The organism is Pedobacter segetis (genome assembly GCF_016623585.1).
GTDB lineage: Bacteria > Bacteroidota > Bacteroidia > Sphingobacteriales > Sphingobacteriaceae > Pseudopedobacter > Pseudopedobacter segetis.
The window spans coordinates 1-23002 of sequence record NZ_JAEHFY010000029.1 but is presented as its reverse complement, the minus strand read 5'-3'; the positions used below and the strand labels follow the sequence as shown (position 1 = coordinate 23002).

Here is a 23002-nt window from a genome sequence, read left to right as displayed (position 1 = left end):
AGCTATAAAAATTGGGCTGATTGTTGTAATGAAAATAAAAATTTCATTTAACCAATTGTGAAAGAAATATTTGAGCCCGGCCGCTTGTTTATGAGCAATTTGCCATACAGCTTCCTTTTAGAAGTGCTGTTTAGGTGCGTGGTAATTTACATTGTGCTGCTAAGTATTTTAAAGTTATCAGGCAGGCGAGGAATTAAGCAGCTTTCTATTTTTGAGCTGGTTATTATCTTAACCTTTGGCTCTGCCGCTGGCGATCCATTGTTTTATGAGGATGTTGGCCTTATACCCGCAATTTGCGTTTTCATAATTATCTTAGGGCTTTATAGGGCAACCACCTATTTGGTCTCAAAATCTAAAAAAGCAGAGCGTTGGCTAGAAGGAAAACCTATTTATTTGATAAAAGACGGCGAATTTTCCATAGATGAGTTTTCTAAAGAATCTATGGCCTTAGACGAGTTTTTTGCGGAACTAAGGTTAAGGAACATTAGCCATATTGGGCAGGTTGATCTGGCAATTTTAGAAACAACAGGCGAAATAAGTATTTTTTACCTTCCAAACGATAAGGTAAAGTATGGTTTGCCAACACTCCCACATTTATTTTATGAGAGGCAAGTAAAACTATACGCTAATAAAAATTATGCTTGCCGGTTTTGCGGAAAGATTGAAAAACCAGAAACCGAAACTACAAAATGTATCTGCCCCAGGTGCGGCAAGCAAGATTGGGTTGTGGCAATTAACGATAAAAAGATTTCTTGATATTTAGCATCTGTTTAAAATTTATCTGATGATTTAAATAGGCTCATATAAACTCTTAAACAATAGTTCATTTTTTGCAAGAGAAAATCATATCTTCAAAAATGTTTTTACTAGATAAAACCAACAGCCTTGCCAATAATTTTTTGGCAGAATTGCGGAATGCAGAAACGCAAAAAGATAGTATGCGTTTTAGAAAAAACCTAGAGCGCTTGGGCGAAATTTTTGCTTATGAGATTAGTAAAAAATTAAATTTCGAGCCCATTGAAACGCAAACTCCATTAGGCATTTCTAAAGATAATTTAATGGTTGAAATGCCCGTTTTAGCAACTATTATGAGGGCGGGCCTACCTTTGCACCAAGGTTTATTAAACTTTTTTGATAAAGCCGATTCTTGTTTTATAGCCGCTTACCGCAAAATAAAAAAGGGCAGCGATTTCTTTATCCAAATGGAATATGTTTCTACCCCAAACTTAGATGGTAAAACCGTAATTGTTTCTGATCCTATGTTGGCAACGGGGCAAAGCCTTGTTTTATGCTGTAAAGAGCTACTATCAAATTATAAAATCAAAAACCTGCATATTGTTTCTGTAATTGCAAGTACAGAGGGCATAGCACATGTAAAAGCCAATTTGCCTAAGGCTAATTTATGGTTTGGCTCTGTAGATGAAGAAATGACCTCAAAATCTTACATTGTGCCCGGCTTGGGCGATGCTGGCGATTTAGCTTTTGGAGAGAAAGTTTAATGATAAAACCCCCTAAACAAAACTCTGCTAGCACTACCGGATTATTGTTGGGTTTGCTATTTGGTTTCTTAATTGGATTGGCCATGTTTAAGCAAACGCCAAAATCTGAAAGAAGCGTAGCTTTTCCGTACCTAATTGGTGCAGGTTTAATTATCTCTACCGTTTGCGGTTATAAAATTGGTGCTTTAAATGATGCCGAGAATTACCGTGATGAAAGTTTGGGAATTAAGAGAATAGAAACCCGCCATTTATCAAAGGCCGGCGAATGGAGCATAGAAAGTACTTGGGTACAATTTGATGGTTTTGAAAATAAACTGATAACCACAACGCTAGACGGGGAAACGGTAAGCATCTACAACCAAGTGATCATTGCAAACCATGGTAATTATTCTAATAACAGAAGCGCAACAAAAATACATGAAGAAACAAAAAACGATCTTATCCAAAAATTAAAAGACAGCTTTAAAAATACCGGCTAGTTTAAGAAAATGAATGGATCAGATAAGCACTTAAAGCCCATGCTGCCCAAATTAAGGCGGCAATCATCAATAAAAATACAATTAAACTGAAGATGATGATCCCCTTAGCGCTGCCGGTATGTTTACCTTCTAGATAATGTTCTTTTAAAAGTTTGACGTTCTTATCGTTTGCCTTAAAACAAAAATCGAATACCCAACCCAACAAAGGGATCGCACCTATGGCAAAATCTATGGCCACATTGCCCACCATTTTTATGATCAATTTATTGCTTGCGCCATGCTTATTCATGGTGTAAACCAAAAGAAGCGATACCAATGCCGTTGCGCCATCGCCAACAAAGGGGATAAGGTTTAAAATGGGGTCTAAACCAAACCTAAAATTCCCGATCTTAAATTGGCTATCTAACAGTTTTGCGACTGTTTCTATGGTTTTTAATCTATCATCGGGCTTAATATTTGGCATAATCCTTTTATGCAAAGACTGTTCCTTTTAATTTTTGGTTGATTGCACTGCCCTAAATACCTAAACCCGATTGGCAGCGGTATGCTTTTTGGCATCGGGCTTAAGACTGGGAAAAAGCATTTAGCAGAAAGCGGGACAGGATGTTGTAATAAGCACAGAACTTGCTTTTCAAAAAATTATTTTCTGGCTTTGCCCAAAGGCCTTATTTTTCTGGATGTGGGGTTTTACGTAGTTCTAGGGGCTTACTTTTGCCCTTCATCTTTAAATTTAAAACTTCTACCAGCACAGAAAAGGCCATGGCAAAATAGATGTACCCTTTGGGGATATGCTGTTCAAACCCTTCTGCCAATAGCGAAACGCCGATCAATAAAAGGAATGATAATGCCAACATTTTAACCGTGGGATGATCGTTTACGAAGGTAGAGATGGCGGTTGAGGAAAACATCATCACAATAACGGCGATTATAACGGCGGCTATCATTACCCAAATCTCATTGGCCATACCAACCGCGGTTATTACAGAATCTAAAGAAAAAACGATGTCCAATATCAATATCTGGATAATTACGCCCGTAAAAGAATGTACTTTTTTCACTGTTGCGTTTTCTTCTTGTCCCTCTAGTTTCTCATGTATTTCATGGGTGCTTTTATAGATCAGAAACAAACCACCAATGATCAGTATCAGGTCTCTTCCGCTGATGGCCGTTTTTTCTAAAAGGGGTTGGGAGGTAAGGCCGATCCAATCTGCCATATTAAACAACGGAGCGGTTAAACCCATTACCCAACTTAAGGAAAGCAATAATAATACCCGGGTAACCATTGCCAGGCCCAAACCAACGGTGCGGCCCTTGGCTTGTTGCTCTTTGGGCAGTTTGCCAGATAGTATAGATATAAAAACGATGTTATCTATGCCCAAAACTATTTCAAGTACGGTTAATGTTAATAAAGATATCCAGATTTCTGGGTTACTGATCCATTCCATAGGTGTATTTTACCCAAAAATAGCAAAAGGTATTATATTAAGTAAAGGCTAAAAGCAAAATGCCTGGCCAAAAGCCTCGGGTGGGCCCAAAGCTAAAAGCTAAACATTTGGATTAAAGAACGTTAGAAGGGTAAGATGTGTATTAATTTTGGAATCTCTATATAAAACAAAAAAAGACGCACAATTAGCCCGTCTTTTCTTTTTAGGTATAAGAGAATGGTTTAGTTAAATTTTACGCCTCCATAATTACTTTTTATCACTATGTTACCTGAAGGAGATTTGCCATAATAGCCTTTGTAATTTTTGCTTGGAGAATATTTTTTGCTTTCATCAGCTGGCGATTTGCTGGTTATGGTAACATTATCATTATTGTACTTAAAATTAGCGTAGGTTGTGGCAACATCAAAATTAAAAGAAGAATTATTGTTAAAATCTAGGTTGATGTTAGAGTAATTAGAATTGATATTCAAAGATTTAAAGTTTTTATCAAAAGAACCTATTTTAAACCCTCCGGCATAATTCATTTTTAAAACTGCAATGCCAGATAGGTTTCCCAAATCTATATTGCAATAATTTAAACTTGCATTTATACCATCTGCCAGATCAATCCTTATATCTCCATAATTAGAAAACATTTCTGTATTGCTTAAAGCATCAACGTTTATTTTAGCATAGTTAGAACTTATTTTATTAACCATACCGGTTAGTCTCCCGGCGTTTAAATCTCCATAATTCATACTTATGCCTACATTACCACTTAAATTTGGCAATAAAATATTGGTGTAGTTTGTTTTGAAATTAACGCTGTTTTTAGCAGGCATATACACGGTATAATAAACATCAACTTTTTGTTTATCCCCTCCTCCGGCATTCCAAAAACTCATGGTTAGCCAATTGCTTTTATTGTTTTTTTGCTCAATGGTTGTTTTAAAAATTATTTGATTGCCGGTTTTATTGTTGCTAACTGTTACACCATCCAATAATTTTTGTGCTTCCTCATCATTACTGGCATAGGCTTTAATTTCTACATCTACCTTAATTTCGCTTTTGTTCCAAGTGTTTACCGTTATTTTTCCGTAGCTGTTGCCGATCGCTAAAACATCATCATTATTAACGGGGTAACTTTTTGTTAGTTTTTTAATTTTTTCAACGGCATCTTGGGAGGGTGCGCCTAATTTCCAATTGCAATTTGGTAAAATAACAACTTTTGGCGTTGCGGGTATTTCTGGTAAGGCGGGCAACTCCGGCAAGGCAGGGATTTTTATCGCTTTTAATCTTTGGTTTAACACGGATAATTTTTTATCCAAATCGGCGCAAGCCAGATCCATATCTTTAAAATTATCACCAAAACCTTCAAAAGATTTTCCCAATTTTTCTCCCCAAGCTTCCCATTTTTTATCATCAAACTTTTGTGCAACATCTTCTCCCCATTTATCCCATTTTGATCTATCAAAAGTGATAATTACTGGTGGCATAGGGGGCGCAGGTAATTCTTTTAATTGCTTGGGAGCATTTGGTGTGGGTATTTCTTGTGCAAAACTGTTGCTAAAGATAGATAAACCGATCAATGGCAATAGATAAAATATTTTATATAGCTGTTTCATTTTGGCTTGCTTTAAATTGTTTCACTTCTTTTGTGATATTTAATTGTTGGTTTAATAGGTCTATTTGTGATTGCAAGTTCCGGATCATTGCTTTCACAATTCTATCTTGATTGGGGCTGGTTGATAGCTCTTTTTGAAGAGACTTATACTCTTTTTCTAATTTCAACTGCTCGCTCTTAAAAGTTTGATAAAGCTGCGGATCTATCTTTTTTAAATCTTTTAATGCCGCTCTTTTATGATCGATTAAAGAAGAAAACTGCACTTCTTTGGCTGCATAAGCTGGGTTGATGTTTTCTAGCTTTACGGCCTCGGCCCATTGATATTTGCCCCATAAAAATCCGAAAGCCAAAACCACTATAAAAATCGCAGCGATCTTACTAAAATTGTAAACCTTAAGACGTTTAATTTTTTTGTTCTGCTCTTTACAATGAGCGTCTAATTGTGCATCTATTTTATCCCACAAGCCTGCAGATGGTTCTTGATCATCGAAAGCTTTTTTATTGTTCTTTATAAAGTTTTCTATTTTCCCGCTCATCTTTCTATTCCTTTAATTTTTAAAATATCCAATAGTTTTCTTTTTGCCCTTAAAAACTGTGTTCGTGATGTTCCTTCACTGATTTTTAATATCTGCGATATTTCCTCATGGTCATACCCTTCTAACAAATACAAACTCAAAACCAGCCTGTAACCTTCGGGCAAAAGCGTTATCGAGTTTTTGACTTCCGCTATCTTATAACCGATCTCTTCTTCGTCTTCCCAATTATAATCCGTAACAACTTCTACATCCAAGCCCTCCAAATCTTCAAAAACCGCCCTTCTTTTTCTCAAGATGTTTATGGATTTATGAACAACGATCTGTTTTAGCCATAAACCAAAAGTTGTTTCTTGCCTAAAATCTTTAATCTTGGTAAACGCTTCCATAAAAGCATCTTGCAAAGCATCTTCGGCCTCATCGGTTTGGTTAAGGATACGCAAAGCCACATTGTACATTGCTTTTGAATATAGCCTGTACAGATCGTGATGTGCTTTTCTTTCTCCTTTTTTACATTCAACAACTAAGTCGAAATGTTTATCAATATAAGTGGCCTCCAAATTTTTAGCTTCTATATCAAAAGACAGTTTCCTTTTTAAAACGTTGCATCAAATTGTAAAAAAATTTCAGAATTAATACTTTAACTACACCCTTATATTTTTTTTAACGATTTTTACCAAAAATCGATGATGATGAAACTCCATTTTTTTAAATACCAAGGTGCAGGTAATGATTTTATCATGGTTGATAACCGTGATCATAAAATAAAACATCAAAACCCAAGCTTCATTGCAAAATTGTGCGACCGTAGGTTTGGGATTGGCGGCGATGGTATCATGTTTTTAGAGCTGGCAGAAGGTTATGATTTTAAAATGGTTTATTATAATGCAGACGGACAACCAAGTAGCATGTGCGGAAACGGCGGAAGATGTATTGTTGCTTTTGCAAAACAATTAGGCGTAATTAAAAACAAAACCACTTTTTTGGCTGTCGATGGGCCGCATTCTGCAGAAATTTCTACCGATACAGATTGGGTAAGCTTAGAAATGATAGATGTGAAAAACATAGATAAAGACGGAGAAGCTTTTGTGCTGAATACAGGATCGCCACATTATGTGAAATTTGATGTTGATGTTGCCGAAAAAGACGTTTTTGCAGAAGGTAAAGCAATTCGCAATAGCTCAGATTACAAGAAAGAAGGCATCAACGTTAACTTTGTGGAAGATAAAAAAGATTATCTTTTTGTACGCACTTATGAACGGGGTGTAGAAAACGAGACTTACGCTTGCGGAACAGGGGTAACCGCCGTTGCTTTGGCAAATGCCATTTCTAAAAACTTAAAAGGCAATAACCAAACGGCCATTAGGGTTTTAGGTGGCGATTTAAACATTAAATACCACTATGATGGCGATGTTTTTACCGATATTTATTTAGAAGGCCCAGCTAAACTGGTTTTTGAAGGAGAAATTGAGGTTGGTTTTAAGTGAAAATTTCTCCCTCATATTTGGCCGATTTTAGCAGAACCTTGAAAAGGCTAAATAAGCTTTATGGTAAAAAAACCTTTGTGGTTTATAATGTTAAAAAGGCAAATCGTTTTCGCTATCGTCAACCGCATATTTACCTCCAATTTCTGGTTTAGGCATCTCTTCTGTTTCTTCGTTTTGGTTGGTTGAAGAACTAGCGGGTTCAAAATCGGTTTTTCTTCCCAACAACGTAAAGTTCTCGGCAACTATTTCTGTACTGTATTTTTTATGCCCTTCTTTATCCTCGTAAGAGCGTGTACGGAGTTTTCCCTCTATATACACTAATTTACCTTTTGCTAAGTATTTAGCTGCAATATCGGCCAAACCACGCCACATTACTATATTGTGCCATTCTGTTTGTTCTATTCTTTTGCCATCTTTGTTGTAAGATTCTGATGTGGCCAAAGGGAAACTTGCAACTGTAACATTTCCTTCTAAATGGCGTACTTCAGGGTCTTTGCCCAAATGCCCTACCAGTATAACTTTGTTTATTCCCGACATAATAATTGGCTAAATTTTAATTCAATTTAAGAAATTTTTTAGATACTCAAAAATTAATTTCGGCATACCATAATCAGAAAGATTATCCTTTTTAATCTTTAACCACCCATTTTTTTCTATCGCATTAAGGTTAAAATTTTCGATATGTACAAAGCGGGCGTATAATCTTTGATGTGTTAAAACATGTTTTATTTCTTCAGAGGTTTTTTGGATAACGCTTTTATCATTAAACCACTGGTTAAAATTAGGATCAGAAAACACCATTTCTAATCCGGTTCTTTCTTTAAATTCTATAGAAGGCAAATCGTGTAAACCCGCCCAAATATCATTGTTATCTCTTCTCTTGATCAATATTTCTTCTTTATTATGGATGATGAAGAAGTAAAAAAAACGTTCCCTAATTTTTAATTTCTTCAATTTAACGGGCAGTTCATTTGTTTTTTGATGTTGATAAGCATAGCAAGAACTCTGAAATGGGCAAACCGGGCAATCGGGGTTTTTGGGTTTACATTGCAAAGCGCCAAACTCGATCATGGCCTGGTTATGTTCGCCGGCATTATCCCTATTTAGCAAGTTATCTGCTATGGCCTGAAATTCTTTTTTGCCGCTGGTTGAGTTTATCGGGGTTGCAACCCCAAAATATCTTGCAATTACCCTGTAAACGTTTCCATCTACTACCGCTTTGGCCTCATTAGAAGAAAATGAGGAGATTGCAGCGGCGGTATATTCGCCAATACCGGTTAGCGTTATTAAATCGGCGTAAGCCACAGGAAAAACACCGTTAAATTCATTTTGAACCACCTTGGCTGTTTTAAGCATATTTCTTCCTCTAGAATAATAACCCAAACCCTGCCACATTTTTAAAATTTGGTCTTCAGATGCGTTCGCAAAACTTTTCACATCGGGATAAGCATCCGCAAATCTTAAATAATAGGGCAAGCCTTGCTCTACCCTGGTTTGTTGCAGTATTATTTCTGAAAGCCATATCAAATAAGCGTTATTTGTGTTACGCCAAGGCAGGTCTCTTTTATTGTTTCTGTACCAGGCAATTAAGCGCTCTGAAAAACTCATGAAAGTAAAATTTTGAGGATAAAGATAGCCCCTATTTGCTTAACAGTTGTGCTTTAAGGGTTTGAAATAAATTATTTTACTAATAATTTTCCTATTTCAACTAAAAGCAATACTTTTGCAACCCCAAATAGGCGCATAAATAAAGTAAATTTTAAAAGAAAATATATAATGACAAAGGCAGAAATTATTGCAGAAATTGCAGGAAAAACCGGAATAGAGAAAGTTGATGTACAAGAAACCGTTGAAGCGTTTTTTAAAGTTGTTAAAAATGCGATGGTTGGCGGCGAAAACGTTTACGTTAGAGGTTTTGGTAGTTTTGTAGTTAAGAAAAGGGCTAAGAAAACCGCCAGGAATATTTCTAAAAACACAGCAATTATTATTCCCGAGCATTTTGTGCCAAGTTTTAAACCGGCAAAAGTTTTTGTTGATAAGGTAAAAACAGGCAACAAATCGTCAGTAAAAGCTTAATCATGTTAAAATCTAAACAATATATCTTAATTGCATCAGTAGGTTTATTGATGGTTATTTTATATAATTTAGATATCAAAGGGTTGGTAAAACCCAAAGATGATCGTGGTATGCAAACTACTGCAACCGCAGCCCCAGAAAAAATAAGTGCTGTTTCTTATAAAAGTGTTTCTGATGTGGCAAAACAAAGCATCAACGCAAGCTTAGCTTCAGATATTGAGAAATTAGAAGATAAAGCCAAAGGCGCATCAGGTGCTGGTTTAGCCGCCATCCAAAAACAAATAGCCCAAAAGTGGGACGATCTAAACCAACCTGCCCCGGCAGCTTTTGCCTATGAGGCTGTGGCAAAACTAGAACCCAATTACAACAATTGGATCATTACCGGAGATAGGTTTACAGATGGATACCAAAATTTTAGGGATACAACCGCAACGGCTGGTTTATTAAACAAGGCCATAACAGCTTATAATAAAGCCTTAGAAATAAACCCAAATAGTTTAGATGCCAAAACCGGTTTAGGTGTAGCTTATGTTACGGGAACACAAAACCCAATGCAGGGCATACAATTATTGCTTGGCGTGGTTAAAGAAGACCCTAAAAATGTTAAAGCAAACATGAACCTAGGGATGTTCTCTATGAAATCTGGGCAGTTTCAAAAAGCGGTTGATCGTTTTAAAACAGTGATAGATGTTAAGCCTACACCAGAAGCCTGGTTTTACCTAGGCACCAGTTATGAAAACCTGGGCATGAAACCAGAAGCTATTTTAGCTTATCAAAAAAGTAAAGAACTGGCCGCAGACCCAAGCCTGTCTGAGTTTGTTGACAGAAAAATAAAAGAATTAAATAATTAATAATATATAAAATTTAAAGATTATGCCAAGCGGTAAAAAAAGAAAAAGACATAAAATGGCTACCCACAAGCGCAAAAAACGCTTAAGAAAAAATAGACATAAGAAAAAATAGGCTATTGTAAATAGCTTGAAACAGAAAGTATTTATTTTTATCCAAAGTAAATACTTTTTCTGTTATGTATTATTTTTTAGGCCTTGTTGAGGGTTTATGTTGTGAAAAATGTTTACAAGATGTTTTTTGTTAAATGTTGCAAATTACGTGATTTTAGTTTAGCGGTAGTTTACCAAACATTACCCTATTTAGTTTAAAGCGATTTTGAAAACGTTCAATAAATCCCAAACAAGCCCTATCTATTCCTCTGTTGATATGAAGGTTTTAATTTAACCTTTTTCTAAAAAAAGTAGCTGGTGGTAAAGGAATTAATCATTAATTCGACCCCAAGTGGGGTTACGATTGCATTACTGCAAGATAAGCAACTGGTAGAACTTAACAAAGAGCAAATTAACAACAGTTATGCTGTTGGCGATATATATTTGGGCCGTGTGAAAAAAATCATGGCCGGGTTAAATGCTGCTTTTGTTGATGTTGGCTACGAGAGAGACGCTTTCTTGCATTATTTAGACCTAGGCCCGCAAGTACAATCCTTGCAAAAACTGACTAAACAAGTCCGTGGAAATGCCTATAAAAATCATTTGTTAAACAATTTCGAGAAAGAACCCGATATAGATAAATCTGGTAAAATATCATCGATATTAACCAAAGGGCAGTTTTTACCCGTACAGATTGCTAAAGAACCTATATCTACAAAAGGCCCCAGGCTAAGTTCAGATCTTTCCATCGCCGGTAGGTACGTGGTGTTGGTCCCGTTTTCTGATGTTATCTCCATCTCTAAAAAGATACGCAGCAATACAGAAAGAACACGCTTAAAAAAGATCGTTGAAGGGATAAAGCCACAAAATTTTGGGGTCATCATCAGAACGGTATCAGAACAAAAAGGTGTTGCAGAAATTCAAAAAGACCTGTTAGATTTAATATCCAAATGGGAAGTATTTATGAAAAAACTACCCGTTACGGATCCTTCCAAAAAAATATTGGGAGAAATGGGCAGGGCATCAACCATATTGAGAGACATCTTAAATGATGAGTTTACGCATATTTACGTAAACGATAATTCTATTTATGAAGAGATAAAATCTTATGTGCATGAGATTTCTCCCGACCTTGAAAAAATTGTGAAGCTTTACAAGGGCAAAGAACCCATATTTGAACATTTCGGTATAGAAAAGCAAATTAAAGGTTCTTTTGGCAAAACAGTAAATCTTGCCGGTGGTGCTTATTTGGTGGTAGAACATACAGAAGCACTTCATGTTATCGATGTAAATAGCGGAAACCGTAATGCAAGCCCAGAAAACCAAGAAGAAAACGCTTTTATGGTCAATAAAGAAGCGGCAAAAGAAATTGCCCGCCAATTGAGATTAAGGGATATGGGCGGGATCGTAGTGGTAGATTTTATAGATATGCACAAAGCACCGAACAGAAAAGAACTGTTTGATTATTTGAAGGCAGAAATGAATTACGATAGGGCAAAGCATACTATTTTACCTCCGAGTAAATTTGGTTTGGTGCAAATTACAAGGCAAAGGGTAAGGCCAGAAATGAATATCGTAACCAATGAAAAATGCCCTTCTTGTGATGGCACCGGAGAGATCAAGGCGAGTATTGTTTTGTTGGATGACATCGTATCTAACCTGGATTATATTTTAAATGAACAGGCTGAAAAAGGGATAACACTTTGTGTGCACCCTTACATTGCTGCCTATATTAAAAAGGGATTGGTTTCTCAACAAATGAGGTGGTTTTTTAAATACAACCAATGGATAAAAGTGAAAGAAGCCCCTTCTTATCATTTAACAGAATTTCATTTTTTAAGTTCTAAAGAAGAGTTGATAAAGCTTTAATAGCATTTAGATTTTGAGCCTGTTTAAACAGAAATTTTGTCATACTGTTCGCTAAATGGTGTATTAGGTATCTCATTTACAGATTAAAGTAAAGGGAAGCTCTATTTATAAGATTATGAAATAAATTGGGAATGATAATTTCTTTAAAATTTTCCCAAAACATCAATCATTCATTATGGTTGATGTTTTTTTATTTTTAAAAATTTACTGTATTTTAAAATGATATGAAGGCGGTAATACAAAGGGTTAGTGAAGCCTGTTGTAAAGTGAACAACCAAACAACTGGAGAGATTAAGGCCGGTTTTCTGGTGCTTTTAGGGGTTTGTAACCAAGATACAGAAGAAGATCTAAAATGGTTGGCACAAAAGATAGCGAACCTTAGGGTTTTTTCTGATGAAGATGGTTTGATGAACAGATCCTTAACAGATATTAATGGCAACATTTTACTAATCTCACAGTTTACCTTATTTGCCCAAACAAAAAAGGGAAACCGCCCTTCATTTATAAATGCCGCTAAACCAGAATTAGCCATCCCGATGTATGAAAAAATGATATTAGAAATAGAAAGTTTATTGGGCAGATCAATTGAAAAAGGAGTTTTTGGTGCAGACATGAAAATAAGTTTAATAAATGATGGCCCGGTTACCATCATCATCGATACAAAAAACAAAGAATAAATGACCTTAAAAGAAGCACAAAAACTTGTCGATAATTGGATCAACACAACCGGGGTTCGTTATTTTAACGAATTAACAAATACCGCTATTTTGATGGAAGAAGTAGGCGAGGTTGCAAGGATAATGGCTAGAAAGTATGGCGAGCAATCTTACAAAAAATCTGATAAAGAAGTAAATTTGCCCGATGAAATGGCAGATGTTCTTTTTGTGTTGATTTGCTTGGCCAACCAAACCGGGATAGACCTTGCCGATGCTTTGAATAAAAACCTAGAAAAAAAATCTATAAGAGATGCAGACAGACATGTGAATAATCCGAAGCTTAAATAGTTATGGCCGTCATAAAGCGGCATTCGCTTTTTGTATCACTTCTTTATAAAAATCCTCATACATTGGTAAGATCAGATTCAAATCAAATTCTGAAGCTCGCTTTAGGGCGTTTTCTTTAAATTTCTCTAACCTATGGTTATCTTCTAAAATATAAATAGAATGATTTGCCATTGCTTCAACATCGCCAACATTATCCATAAAACCCGTAACACCATCTACGTTTAATTCTGGCAAACCGCCAGTATTAGAGGAGATCACGGGCACTTTGCAGGCCATTGCCTCTAAAGCGGCAAGCCCAAAACTTTCAGATTCTGATGGCATAATAAATAAATCTGCCACTGATAGTATTTCTTCTACCGCATCTTGCTTGCCCAAAAACCGGGTATGTTCGCAAACGTTTAGATCACGGCAAAGCTGCTCGCAGTTCACACGCTCTGGCCCATCTCCTACCATCAATAATTTGGCTGGTACCTTCTTCAAGATCTTTTGGAAGATATAAATAACGTCTTGCGTTCTTTTTACTTTCCTAAAATTAGAGGTGTGCACCAAAATACGTTCTCCTTGCGGAGCGATGGCTTTTTTAAAATGATCTTTTGGGGTTAGCCTAAACCTGTTATGATCAATAAAATTGGGTATTACCTTAATATCTTTTTGAATATCAAAATGATCATAGGTGGCTTTTTTCAAATCTTCAGAAACGGCAGTAACCCCGTCTGATTGGTTGATGGAAAAAGTTACAACCGGTTTGTAGGTTAGATCTTTACCCACCAAAGTAATATCGGTACCGTGTAAAGTGGTTACCACGGGGATATGAATATTAAAAGTTGCCAAAATTTGTTTGGCCATAAAAGCTGCAGAAGCGTGTGGAATAGCGTAATGAACGTGTAGAATGTCTAATTTCTCGAACCTTACCACATCCACCATCTTACTAGATAGTGCCAATTCATAAGGGGCGTAATCAAATAAAGGGTATTTAGATACAGCAACCTCATGGTAAAATAAATTCTCAGAAAAAAAATCTAATCTGGCAGGTTGGCTGTAAGTAATAAAATGGACCTGATGCCCGTTATCCGCTAATGCTTTTCCTAATTCTGTGGCCACTACTCCACTTCCACCAAAGGTTGGGTAACAAACTATCCCTATTTTCATTTAGATGAGTTCTATTTTAAGATGTCTAATGCAAAGTAAAAGTTTAAACTTTCATTTTTTGTTAGGGAAATGTAACAATACTCAATAAATTGATTACTCTGTAACCGCCGGAACAAATTTTATCTTGGTTTGCAAAGCCTCCAATTTTGATTTGGTGTCTTTTATATCATCTTGATAGTCTTTCACATCATCATTTGCATCGCCCAGCTTGTTATTTAATTTAGTGGCTTTCTTAGCATCTTTAGCCGCTCTTTTTGCTGCCCTTTCTGCTTTAGAGGCTATCCTGCTATCTCCAGGGTTTTTAGAAAGTTCTATCGATAATTTTCTTGCCTCTTCGGCAGATTTGCTAGCATCTTCATTGGCGGCTTTAACATCGCTTACCAAACCACTTACTTTAGAAAGTGCTGTTTCTAATGAAATGTTAAGATCATTCAATTGTGTGTTTAGCTTTAGTAGATCTTTTTGATCTTGAAGCTTTTGCATTTCTGGGCTCAACTTTTTTGAGCATGATACCAACACCACGCTAAAAATAATTAATGATGCGATTTTGGTTAAATTGGTTCTGATTAGTTTCATGTCTGTTTAACAGATTAATAATGCTTTTGTTATTATTCTTTAGATTTTTCTATTGCCTTGTAGATAACATCTTGAATACGTGGCCGAATATTTAAAGTAGATAATCTATTGTTTACTTCTGGATAAACCCTGTTAGACAGAAAAACATAGACCAGGTTTTCTTTTGGATCTATCCAAACGCAAGTTCCGGTGTAACCGGTATGGCCAAAGGTTTGTGGGGATGCCCGTTTTGAAGGATAGCCATATTTAGAATCTTTATCGTATCTATCAAACCCTAAACCTCTTCTGCTCACATCAGAATATTTGGCCGTAAAAAAATCTACGGTAGATTCCTTAAAATATCTCTCTCCGCCGTAAGTTCCCTTATTTAGTAACATCTGTAACAATATTGCCAAATCGGAAGCATCAGAGAACAAGCCTGCATGGCCGGCAACCCCTCCAACCATGGCAGCGCCTTGATCATGAACGTAACCCCACAACAATGTTTTCCTAAAGTAAGTATCTAATTCTGTTGGCACCAACCGAGATTTCTTAAATCGATAACGTGGGTTAAAGCCTGTGCTGCTCATTCCCAAGGGATCGTAAAAGTTAGCTTTCACATAGTTTTGCAGTGGCGTTTTAGTGATGTTTTCAATGATTTCTTTCATAAAATACATGCTTAAATCACTATAAACATATTTTCCGCGGGTTCTTAAGGGGCTTGCCAACATTTGTTTCCACATCACATCCCTAAAATAGCTTTTTTTCATAAAATAGCCATCGGCCACTTTTACATTATATATTTCTGTAGAATCTCGGCTAAAGTCATCGGGTTTAATATCATTGTAAAAAGGGATATATGGGATAAAGCCAGCTTGGTGAAGCATCAGTTCCCTTACCTTTATATCGGCCTTATCGGTGTTTCTGGTTTCTGCTAAATAGGTGCTGATGGTTGTATCTAGATCTAATTTATTTGTTTCATAAAGATGCATCACCTCCATGGTTGTTGCCCCAATTTTTGTTACCGAAGCTAAATCGAAAATATCATTCACGCTTTCCTTTTGTGCATCGTTATCATAGGTGTGGGCTCCATAAGCTTTATTAAAGATCACCTTACCATCTTTTGCCGCAAAAACAACCATCCCTGGTGTTGCTTTGTTTTTTATGGCTTCCGCAGCGATATCATCGATTTCTTTAAGATCATCGGCATTGATATTCAAATCTTCAGGTACGGTATATTCTAAACGGATCTTATCGATGTTGTAGCCTGTATTTCTTTGATATTTATCGCTAAAACTAAGGGGTAGCCTCCCTATACATTGCACTCCGCCAAAAATCACTTGTGCAGAAAAGCTTGCGGCTTGTTTATTTTTTAGGGGAGAAAAAACGATTGGGGCCGCCACGTTATTCAACTTCGCCAAATTTCTTCCATCGCCAAAATAACTAATAACCACTTGCCTTGTGTTTTCCATTTGATTGATGAAAAACGATGTTTCATCGTCAAATGTGGTACTATCGGTCAATTCTATGATAATGGTATTGTAGAATTTTAAATCCTCTGTTAATGAATTATAATTTGTGGCAAGAGGAAAAGTATCTACTTTGGCGTATTTATTTAAAATGCTATCAAAAACGCCATGGTCTTTAAATCCTAAATTTATACTTGCAATGGTTTTACTTTCTAGTTTTTTTAAGGGTAAAATGGTTTTTTCATTATTTAATATCACGGTAGCTTCACCTGCATTTTTAAATTTTTCTAACCAATTTTTTGCTTCTTGATGCTCTTGCCCACAAGCAAATAAAAACATACTGAGAAACAGGGAAAGCGCTAAAGAGATTTTTTTTGTCATTATTGATGATGGGAGTTGTATAATCGAATATGAAATATTCTAAACGATTTATCAAATACTTATCCAAAAAATTGTTTGGTTGGTTTTTTTGGGTTTGATGATTATTTTAAGTTTATGATAATACGTCTCTTAATTTCAAAGCAACGATAAATAAAGAAACTCGCGTGGAGTTGAAGAAAGTAAACATGATAATAAAAAAGTATTTCTAATTGCGTGGAAACCATTTGTTTGATGCCCCGCAACCTCTCTACACAACTTAAATAAGTAATTCACAAACTCACTTTAACAATTGGTAAACTATAAAGCTGGCCGTGTAAGCCAAAACCAACATATAAGTAAATTGTATCAACGGCCATTTGATGTTTTTTGTTTCTCGATAAACTACTGCCATGGTACTCATACATTGCATGGCAAAAGCGTAAAACATCATTAAAGAAAATGCGGAAGCTACTGTAAATATAGGCAAGCCGGTGCTGCTGTTTTTTGCGCCTGCCATTTTTTCCCTAACAGATTCCATTTTTGTGGCGTCGCCATCTACAGAATATAAAGTGGCCATTGTACCCACAAAAACTTCTCTTGCGGCAAAAGAGGTGATCAATGCAATGCCTATTTTCCAATCAAAGCCCAATGGTTTAATAGCTGGTTCTATAGATTTTCCCAAAACGCCCGCATAAGAGTTCTCTAATTTTTCTGATGCTATCAACCGATCAATTTCTGATTTTGAATATTGGCTCTTTAGCCCGGGAGCATCATATTTTTGTTCAATTTTTTCAAATTTATTGGATGGCCCATAACTCGCCAAAACCCATAAAACAATAGAAACTGCAATAATTACCTTTCCTGCTTGGGTAACAAACGTCTTAACGCTCTCAAACATGGTAATACCCACGTTGTTCCACCTTGGCATACGGTAAACCGGCAACTCCATAATAAAGTAGCCCTTTATTTTGCTGCGGATAATCCCCTTCATTACCCAAGCCACCAAAATAGCGGCCATGATACTCATCACATATAATGACATTAAAGCCAATCCCTGTAAATTGATAAAACCCAATACATACTTTTTGGGTACAACCAAAGAGATCAATAAAGTGTAAATGGGCAATCTTGCGCTACAACTCACCAAAGGTGTAACCATAATGGTAATGATCCTGTCTTTCCAATTCTCAATGGTTCGGGTGCTCATGATAGAAGGTACGGCACAAGCTAAACCACCAATTAAAGGGACTACCGATTTACCGTTTAAACCCACTTTTCGCATTAGGCGATCCATCATAAAAGTTACCCGAGACATATAACCTGTATCTTCCAAAACAGAGATGAAAGCAAACAAAAGTGCAATTTGGGGAATAAAAACCATTACCCCGCTTAAACCCGCAAGCACACCATCTATCAAAAGATTGGTTAAAGCCCCTTCGGGCAAAAACCGATGGCCCATTTCTGCAAACCAAACAAAAACTGTCTCGATAAGGTACATCGGGTATTCTGACCAAGCAAAAATTGATTGGAAAATGGCAAAAAGTATCAGTATGAATATCACGAAACCCCAGATTTTATGGGTTAGGTAATGATCGATCTTATTGCTGATGTTTTCTTCTAGGGCAACCGAATTGTATTTAACGGTATCTAATAAAATATCGTTAATAAAATTATAGCGGGCAATGGTTTCTGCCGCCTGTGATTTTTGCGAATGAAAATGGTATTGCTTTTCTAAACCTTCTATTTTACTGATCTGGGGTTTAGTTAAATACCTTATGTTTTTATATTGATGTGCTATTTGCAAAGCAACATAGGGGTTGCTAAGGTTTAATTCATCGCTAATTGCTCTTATTAAACCCGGTGCGATTACCTCAACATCTATTGTTGGGTTTTGAAAAGAGGCATGGGTTTGATATTGGATTGCCTTCTTTAATTCCTCTATCCCTTGTGATTTTCTGGCTGCAATTGGCACAACCGGAACATTTAGCCTCTTAGCCAATCCGTCTATATCAATCTCCATGTTTCCCTTGGCCGCTAGGTCCATCATGTTTAAGGCAATGATTACCGGAAGCCCTAAATCTGCTATTTGGGTATAAAGTAAAAGGTTTCTTTTAAGGTTGGTAGCATCTGCTACTATTAAAACAAGATCGGGGTGTGAGGTATTGTTTCTATCTGACAGCACTTCAAAAACAATGGTTTCATCTGCACTTTTTGGGTATAAACTATAAGTTCCGGGTAAATCTACTATCTCTAAACTAGTGCCGTCCGCTAGTTTAGAAAAACCGATTTTTTTATCAACTGTAACTCCCGGGAAATTCCCAACTTTTTGGTTAAGGCCGGTTAAAGCGTTAAATATGGTCGATTTTCCGGTATTAGGATTCCCTACAAGAGCTATTCTTAGCTTGTCTTTCAATCCTCTTAAAATTTAGATGAGTTCTATGGTAGAGGCTTCGCGTTTTCTTAATGATAGTTGGTAACCAGAAACGGAGATGGCAATAGGATCTCCAAAAGGAGCAATCCGCTCAACACGGATGGTCTCGCCGGGAAGGCAGCCCATTTCCATTAATTTAACCGACATTTCTAAATCGGTAAATTCTTTGATGATTCCCTTTGCCCCTTTTTTTAATTGCGATAGCTTCATGCTCTTTGAATATGATCAACGAAAATAGAGCTTATTTATATTAAATCCAAATAAACGCCGGGTAAATTGTTCAAAACCCCTTGTTTAATGGCCAAGGGTAGTTAAAGGTGCCTTTTGCTGATCAAACTTTGGGCAGTGGCAGCCTCTTTTAAATATACCACAGCTGCTTAAAAAAGAAATAACTATAAAAAAAAAGATAAGCTTTACTAATTTGTTCATAGTAATGGTTAATGTTTCTTGTTTAACTTAAAAAAAAAGGTGCTTCTGTGCAACAACAGATAACTAAAAACACCCATGCCCAAACCCGTCATATCTGCAAAGAAATCCCACCATTCTGCAGAGCGATAGGTAAAAACTTTCCATTGTAAAAGTTCTATTCCGCCGCCTAAGATCACATTGATCAAAACAATCTTAACAATGGTTAATAAACGATAATCAAAGCTGTTTTGCTGCTTAATTTTGCCGTAGAACAAGAAAACGGTAAGCACAAAGAAAAAACCAAGATGCACCATTTTATCAAAACCCTCGAAAAAATGTTGGCTCTGTGGCAAATCATTTTGGGGCAATGCACACAAAGTAACCACAAACACAGACCATAAAATAGCCGGAAATTGAAATTTGAGGGTTCTAAACATAATTCTTATACACCAACAAGGGCTTTATAATCATCGGCAGATAAAAGAACATCTACGGGTTTTAAAAGTTTTATTTTAACCATCCAACCCTCGCCGTAAGGATCTTTGTTTACCAGTTCTGGGTTTGCATCTAAATTTGAGTTGATCTCTAAAATGGTTCCATCTATTGGCATAAATAAATCAGAAACTGTTTTTACGGCCTCAACGGTTCCAAAAACATCGCCTTCGGCAACTTCTTTTCCAACTGTATTAATATCAACATAAACAATATCGCCCAACTCACGCTGTGCAAATTCTGTGATCCCAATCAAGGCATTTTCGCCATCAACCTTTACCCACTCGTGATCTTTAGTGTACTTTAATTCTGCAGGGAAATTCATATCTTAAAATTTAGGTAAAAATAACAGGAATATTTTAAACCAATGTAACAAGATGGTTTAAAATTCTTTCAAATCTTTTTTGCTGCCCTTGGGGCCAATTTTATTGCCATTCGTCATAAATTTTAAAATATTTGGTTTTTTGGGTTTACATTTAAGTATGGAAACAACGGTACTCATTTTTAAAACATTTCTTTTTGTACACATTATGTGTGGCAGCAGCGCATTATTTACAGGTTTAATGGCTTTGTTATTAAAGAAAAAAAGGGGCTTGCACTCAAAATTCGGCTTTGTATTTCATTGTTCTATGATGTTGGTGGCCGCCTCTTCGTTTATAATGTCTGTAATGCACAGCAACTACTTTTTATTTGTGATAGGCGTTTTCTCGCTCTATTTATCTTTTGCCGGTTACAGAAGCATCCGTTTTATGAAGGGGCTTGCAAAGCCTGGCAACATAGATAAAACGATAATGGCATTGAGCGGGTTACTCTTGTTTGGCGTTACCTACCAGTTTTTGCGTACTACCGTTTTTGATTTAACGGGTTTTTCATCTGTTATTTTAGTTTTTGATCTAGTTTTTATCAGGATACTGATCAATGACCTAAAAATGTTTAACAAATCTGAAAACCCAACAAAGAATTATTGGTTAATAAGACATATTACAAGGATGATTCCTGCATTTACCGCAACAGTAACCGCTTTTTTGGTGGTAAATGTAAATTATCAATATCCGGTGGTAATTTGGTTGGCGCCCACAGTTTTATTTTTACCTATAATTTTAATGAACGTTAAAAAGTACAAGAAAAAAATTGTATAAAATAAAAAACGCTCCACGTTCCGGAGCGTTTATCTACATTAACACATTAATTTAACTAAATCTCAATTGTAGATGCTTGAGTGCTATTTTTATATCTTATAATATATTTTCTTTAAACCATTTCTTATAAGACGCTAATTATTGCCAAACGTTACAGCAAATTATTTTTTTATCGCTTTCGCCGATTTAAAATTATAAGCGATGTTTTATTTCAAAATGATAACTTTGCAAGCTGTTTAGCAAAAGTTTTTTTGTTAACAGGAAATAGGATGATTAGAGCGTAATCATTGATCTTTGCGTTAACGATTGAAGCGGCATCTCCACTTGTAATTTAGGCAAGCTTTTTTTTCTGCCATCCAGAGCATTGTCACTCTGAGCATTGTCACTCTGAGCGGAGTCGAAGAGGGGGTCTAAGAGAGAGAATCAAAGGACAGAAAAAAAGAAATATCCGCCAGTTGGCGGAGTGTAAAAACGCCCAAAATATGGGCTCTAATCCATTTTATTAAAGTTAAAAAAGCGAAGTTTAAAATTAGATAAAAGGCATGTTTGATAATTTGCAGGATAAGCTCGAAGGAGCTTTTAAGGTATTAAAGGGACAAGGAAGCATATCAGAAATTAACGTGGCAGAAACCATGAAAGAGATTAGAAAAGCTCTTTTAGATGCCGATGTTAACTATAAAACCGCAAAAACATTTACAGAAGATGTGAAGCAAAAAGCGTTAGGACAAAATGTTTTAACGGCTATTTCTCCGGGCCAGTTGCTCACAAAGATCATGAATGATGAGCTGACCGCTTTGATGGGCGGCAGCGTTGAGGAGCTAAATATTAAACAAAACCCAACCGTAATTTTGATAGCAGGTTTAAACGGAGCGGGTAAAACCACCTTTACGGGAAAACTGGCCTTACACCTAAAATCGCAAAAAGGGAAAAAACCTTTGCTGGTGGCCGGGGATGTTTATCGCCCTGCGGCAATTGATCAACTGGAGGTTTTGGCGGGTCAGGTTGGTGCAGAGGTTTATACCAATCGTGAATCTACCGATCCTGTTGCCATTGCAATGGAAGGTATCGCCCATGGTAAAAAGAACGGAAATAATGTGATCATTATAGATACGGCGGGTCGTTTAACTTTAGACGATGCTTTGATGGATGAAATTGCTGAGGTTAAAAAAGCAACCCAGCCTCAAGAGATTTTATTTGTGGTTGATGCCATGACGGGGCAAGATGCCGTAAATACCGCCAAGGTTTTTAATGATAGATTAGATTTTACAGGGGTTGTACTGACCAAATTAGATGGCGATACCCGTGGTGGTGCGGCTTTATCTATTAAATCTGTAGTTAACAAACCCATAAAATTTATTGGTACCGGCGAAAAAATGGATGCGCTGGATGTTTTTTACCCCGATAGGATGGCCTCACGTATTTTGGGGATGGGAGATGTGATTTCTTTGGTAGAAAGGGCACAACAACAATTCGACGAGAAAGAAGCAGCCATTTTACAAAAGAAAATACGCAAGAATAAATTTGATTTTAACGATTTCTTGAGCCAGATACAGCAAATCAAAAAGATGGGCAATATCAAAGATTTGATGGGAATGATCCCAGGCGTGGGCAAAATGATGAAGAATGTGGATATTGATGATAACGCCTTTAAAGGAATAGAATCCATCATCCAGTCTATGACTCCACATGAGCGTGAAAACCCTGATAGCATTAACCAAAGCAGAAGAACCCGTATTTCTAAAGGAAGCGGAACCGATATGACCGAGGTTAACAAACTGATCAAACAGTTTGAAGATATGCGTAAAATGATGAAGCAATTTTCTGATCCATCTGCAATGGCAAAAATGCAAAAGATGATGAAGGGAATGCCCGGCGGTGGAATGAGATAAGCCTTATTAACATATAAGTTAAATCTCCGTTTTTAATAAAGGCGGAGATTTTTTTGTGCTTAATCAGGATTATTTTGATTTGAGGGTTACATTATCGCATATTCAAAAGCCATCCAACTCTGTGAACTCCGCGTTCTCTGCGGTTAAAATTTGTCTGAATCAGGATTATTTTGA

The 23002-nt window shown here is 36.5% G+C and carries 25 protein-coding genes; 11 read left to right on the top strand and 14 right to left on the bottom strand.

Annotated features, from left to right (window positions below; all coding sequences use genetic code 11):
- The first annotated feature begins 57 nt into the window (after positions 1 to 57).
- The 3 genes from I5M32_RS15615 (at position 58) to I5M32_RS15605 (ending at position 1978) form a co-directional block, all read left to right on the top strand.
- Positions 58 to 756, top strand: coding sequence for a DUF421 domain-containing protein (locus I5M32_RS15615; protein ID WP_317193144.1), 699 nt, complete (start codon positions 58 to 60; stop codon positions 754 to 756).
- Positions 757 to 857: 101 nt separating this feature from the next.
- Entirely contained in the window at positions 858 to 1499 is a 642-nt protein-coding gene (upp, locus tag I5M32_RS15610) for a uracil phosphoribosyltransferase (RefSeq protein ID WP_200587998.1), read from the top strand.
- On the top strand, positions 1499 to 1978 hold the full coding sequence (locus tag I5M32_RS15605) for a hypothetical protein (RefSeq protein WP_200587997.1): 480 nt from the start codon (positions 1499 to 1501) through the stop codon (positions 1976 to 1978). Before upp ends, I5M32_RS15605 begins: the two co-directional genes overlap by 1 nt.
- A gap of 1 nt (position 1979) precedes the next feature.
- Here I5M32_RS15605 and I5M32_RS15600 read toward each other — a convergent pair whose 3' ends face one another.
- The 5 genes from I5M32_RS15600 to I5M32_RS15580 form a co-directional block, all read right to left on the bottom strand.
- Complete coding sequence (locus tag I5M32_RS15600) at positions 1980 to 2441, bottom strand: DUF4112 domain-containing protein (RefSeq protein ID WP_200587996.1); 462 nt, start codon at positions 2439 to 2441, stop codon at positions 1980 to 1982.
- A 202-nt stretch (positions 2442 to 2643) separates the two neighbouring features.
- Positions 2644 to 3423: a TerC family protein gene (locus tag I5M32_RS15595; RefSeq protein WP_200587995.1), complete on the bottom strand. Its 780-nt coding sequence runs from the start codon at positions 3421 to 3423 to the stop codon at positions 2644 to 2646.
- A 221-nt stretch (positions 3424 to 3644) separates the two neighbouring features.
- Positions 3645 to 5027 carry a DUF4097 family beta strand repeat-containing protein gene (locus I5M32_RS15590; protein ID WP_200587992.1) on the bottom strand — a complete coding sequence of 461 codons (1383 nt, stop codon included), beginning with the start codon at positions 5025 to 5027 and terminating at the stop codon, positions 3645 to 3647.
- Positions 5011 to 5562: a hypothetical protein gene (locus I5M32_RS15585; RefSeq protein WP_200587990.1), complete on the bottom strand. Its 552-nt coding sequence runs from the start codon at positions 5560 to 5562 to the stop codon at positions 5011 to 5013. Before I5M32_RS15585 ends, I5M32_RS15590 begins: the two co-directional genes overlap by 17 nt.
- Positions 5559 to 6119: an RNA polymerase sigma factor gene (locus tag I5M32_RS15580; protein ID WP_200587988.1), complete on the bottom strand. Its 561-nt coding sequence runs from the start codon at positions 6117 to 6119 to the stop codon at positions 5559 to 5561. Before I5M32_RS15580 ends, I5M32_RS15585 begins: the two co-directional genes overlap by 4 nt.
- 132 nt (positions 6120 to 6251) lie before the next feature.
- Here I5M32_RS15580 and dapF point away from each other — a divergent pair, with 132 nt between their 5' ends.
- The gene (gene dapF, locus I5M32_RS15575; protein WP_200588005.1) at positions 6252 to 7046 is read left to right on the top strand and encodes a diaminopimelate epimerase; all 795 of its coding nucleotides are present in this window, start codon (positions 6252 to 6254) and stop codon (positions 7044 to 7046) included.
- 90 nt (positions 7047 to 7136) lie between these two features.
- Here dapF and I5M32_RS15570 read toward each other — a convergent pair whose 3' ends face one another.
- Both I5M32_RS15570 and mutY read right to left on the bottom strand, forming a co-directional pair.
- Positions 7137 to 7583 carry a single-stranded DNA-binding protein gene (locus tag I5M32_RS15570; protein WP_200587986.1) on the bottom strand — a complete coding sequence of 149 codons (447 nt, stop codon included), beginning with the start codon at positions 7581 to 7583 and terminating at the stop codon, positions 7137 to 7139.
- 21 nt (positions 7584 to 7604) lie between these two features.
- A complete protein-coding gene (mutY, locus tag I5M32_RS15565) occupies positions 7605 to 8654 on the bottom strand; it encodes an A/G-specific adenine glycosylase (protein ID WP_200587984.1) in 1050 nt (349 codons plus the stop codon).
- A 135-nt stretch (positions 8655 to 8789) separates the two neighbouring features.
- On the opposite strand from mutY, the gene I5M32_RS15560 reads away from it, so the two are divergent.
- From I5M32_RS15560 to I5M32_RS15540, 5 genes are all read left to right on the top strand, one after another.
- Positions 8790 to 9122 (top strand): HU family DNA-binding protein, encoded by a 333-nt coding sequence (locus I5M32_RS15560; protein WP_317193145.1) that lies wholly within the window; start codon positions 8790 to 8792, stop codon positions 9120 to 9122.
- A 2-nt stretch (positions 9123 to 9124) separates the two neighbouring features.
- Positions 9125 to 9973 carry a tetratricopeptide repeat protein gene (locus I5M32_RS15555; RefSeq protein ID WP_200587980.1) on the top strand — a complete coding sequence of 283 codons (849 nt, stop codon included), beginning with the start codon at positions 9125 to 9127 and terminating at the stop codon, positions 9971 to 9973.
- Between the two features lie 408 nt (positions 9974 to 10381).
- Positions 10382 to 11932, top strand: a complete 1551-nt coding sequence (locus I5M32_RS15550) for an Rne/Rng family ribonuclease (RefSeq protein WP_200587978.1) — start codon at positions 10382 to 10384, stop codon at positions 11930 to 11932.
- 224 nt (positions 11933 to 12156) lie between these two features.
- Entirely contained in the window at positions 12157 to 12609 is a 453-nt protein-coding gene (dtd, locus tag I5M32_RS15545) for a D-aminoacyl-tRNA deacylase (RefSeq protein WP_200587976.1), read from the top strand.
- Complete coding sequence (locus I5M32_RS15540) at positions 12610 to 12936, top strand: nucleotide pyrophosphohydrolase (RefSeq protein ID WP_200587974.1); 327 nt, start codon at positions 12610 to 12612, stop codon at positions 12934 to 12936.
- 9 nt (positions 12937 to 12945) lie between these two features.
- Here the strand turns inward: I5M32_RS15540 and bshA are convergent, their stop codons facing one another.
- The 7 genes from bshA to gcvH form a co-directional block, all read right to left on the bottom strand.
- Positions 12946 to 14085: an N-acetyl-alpha-D-glucosaminyl L-malate synthase BshA gene (bshA, locus tag I5M32_RS15535; RefSeq protein WP_200587972.1), complete on the bottom strand. Its 1140-nt coding sequence runs from the start codon at positions 14083 to 14085 to the stop codon at positions 12946 to 12948.
- A gap of 93 nt (positions 14086 to 14178) precedes the next feature.
- On the bottom strand, positions 14179 to 14661 hold the full coding sequence (locus tag I5M32_RS15530; protein ID WP_200587970.1) for a hypothetical protein: 483 nt from the start codon (positions 14659 to 14661) through the stop codon (positions 14179 to 14181).
- Positions 14662 to 14693: 32 nt separating this feature from the next.
- A complete protein-coding gene (locus tag I5M32_RS15525; protein WP_200587968.1) occupies positions 14694 to 16490 on the bottom strand; it encodes a serine hydrolase domain-containing protein in 1797 nt (598 codons plus the stop codon).
- A gap of 277 nt (positions 16491 to 16767) precedes the next feature.
- Positions 16768 to 18882: a ferrous iron transport protein B gene (gene feoB, locus I5M32_RS15520; RefSeq protein ID WP_200587966.1), complete on the bottom strand. Its 2115-nt coding sequence runs from the start codon at positions 18880 to 18882 to the stop codon at positions 16768 to 16770.
- Positions 18883 to 18894: 12 nt separating this feature from the next.
- The gene (locus I5M32_RS15515; protein ID WP_200587964.1) at positions 18895 to 19110 is read right to left on the bottom strand and encodes a FeoA family protein; all 216 of its coding nucleotides are present in this window, start codon (positions 19108 to 19110) and stop codon (positions 18895 to 18897) included.
- 227 nt (positions 19111 to 19337) lie between these two features.
- Positions 19338 to 19745, bottom strand: coding sequence for a VanZ family protein (locus I5M32_RS15510; protein ID WP_200587962.1), 408 nt, complete (start codon positions 19743 to 19745; stop codon positions 19338 to 19340).
- Between the two features lie 5 nt (positions 19746 to 19750).
- Complete coding sequence (gene gcvH, locus I5M32_RS15505; RefSeq protein ID WP_200587961.1) at positions 19751 to 20125, bottom strand: glycine cleavage system protein GcvH; 375 nt, start codon at positions 20123 to 20125, stop codon at positions 19751 to 19753.
- Between the two features lie 157 nt (positions 20126 to 20282).
- Here gcvH and I5M32_RS15500 point away from each other — a divergent pair, with 157 nt between their 5' ends.
- Both I5M32_RS15500 and ffh read left to right on the top strand, forming a co-directional pair.
- Positions 20283 to 20939: a hypothetical protein gene (locus I5M32_RS15500; protein ID WP_200587959.1), complete on the top strand. Its 657-nt coding sequence runs from the start codon at positions 20283 to 20285 to the stop codon at positions 20937 to 20939.
- A 542-nt stretch (positions 20940 to 21481) separates the two neighbouring features.
- Complete coding sequence (gene ffh, locus I5M32_RS15495) at positions 21482 to 22828, top strand: signal recognition particle protein (protein ID WP_200587957.1); 1347 nt, start codon at positions 21482 to 21484, stop codon at positions 22826 to 22828.
- Positions 22829 to 23002 lie beyond the last annotated feature (174 nt).

Coding starts and splice junctions, on each gene's coding strand:
- I5M32_RS15530 (WP_200587970.1), bottom strand. CDS start 14,661: ATGAAACTAATCAGAACCAATTTAACCAAAATCGCATCATTAATTATT.
- I5M32_RS15600 (WP_200587996.1), bottom strand. CDS start 2,441: ATGCCAAATATTAAGCCCGATGATAGATTAAAAACCATAGAAACAGTC.
- I5M32_RS15595 (WP_200587995.1), bottom strand. CDS start 3,423: ATGGAATGGATCAGTAACCCAGAAATCTGGATATCTTTATTAACATTA.
- ffh (WP_200587957.1), top strand. CDS start 21,482: ATGTTTGATAATTTGCAGGATAAGCTCGAAGGAGCTTTTAAGGTATTA.
- I5M32_RS15605 (WP_200587997.1), top strand. CDS start 1,499: ATGATAAAACCCCCTAAACAAAACTCTGCTAGCACTACCGGATTATTG.
- I5M32_RS15590 (WP_200587992.1), bottom strand. CDS start 5,027: ATGAAACAGCTATATAAAATATTTTATCTATTGCCATTGATCGGTTTA.
- I5M32_RS15500 (WP_200587959.1), top strand. CDS start 20,283: ATGGAAACAACGGTACTCATTTTTAAAACATTTCTTTTTGTACACATT.
- I5M32_RS15585 (WP_200587990.1), bottom strand. CDS start 5,562: ATGAGCGGGAAAATAGAAAACTTTATAAAGAACAATAAAAAAGCTTTC.
- bshA (WP_200587972.1), bottom strand. CDS start 14,085: ATGAAAATAGGGATAGTTTGTTACCCAACCTTTGGTGGAAGTGGAGTA.
- I5M32_RS15555 (WP_200587980.1), top strand. CDS start 9,125: ATGTTAAAATCTAAACAATATATCTTAATTGCATCAGTAGGTTTATTG.
- I5M32_RS15515 (WP_200587964.1), bottom strand. CDS start 19,110: ATGAAGCTATCGCAATTAAAAAAAGGGGCAAAGGGAATCATCAAAGAA.
- I5M32_RS15525 (WP_200587968.1), bottom strand. CDS start 16,490: ATGACAAAAAAAATCTCTTTAGCGCTTTCCCTGTTTCTCAGTATGTTT.
- upp (WP_200587998.1), top strand. CDS start 858: ATGTTTTTACTAGATAAAACCAACAGCCTTGCCAATAATTTTTTGGCA.
- mutY (WP_200587984.1), bottom strand. CDS start 8,654: ATGAGTTTTTCAGAGCGCTTAATTGCCTGGTACAGAAACAATAAAAGA.
- I5M32_RS15540 (WP_200587974.1), top strand. CDS start 12,610: ATGACCTTAAAAGAAGCACAAAAACTTGTCGATAATTGGATCAACACA.
- dapF (WP_200588005.1), top strand. CDS start 6,252: ATGAAACTCCATTTTTTTAAATACCAAGGTGCAGGTAATGATTTTATC.
- I5M32_RS15510 (WP_200587962.1), bottom strand. CDS start 19,745: ATGTTTAGAACCCTCAAATTTCAATTTCCGGCTATTTTATGGTCTGTG.
- dtd (WP_200587976.1), top strand. CDS start 12,157: ATGAAGGCGGTAATACAAAGGGTTAGTGAAGCCTGTTGTAAAGTGAAC.
- gcvH (WP_200587961.1), bottom strand. CDS start 20,125: ATGAATTTCCCTGCAGAATTAAAGTACACTAAAGATCACGAGTGGGTA.
- I5M32_RS15570 (WP_200587986.1), bottom strand. CDS start 7,583: ATGTCGGGAATAAACAAAGTTATACTGGTAGGGCATTTGGGCAAAGAC.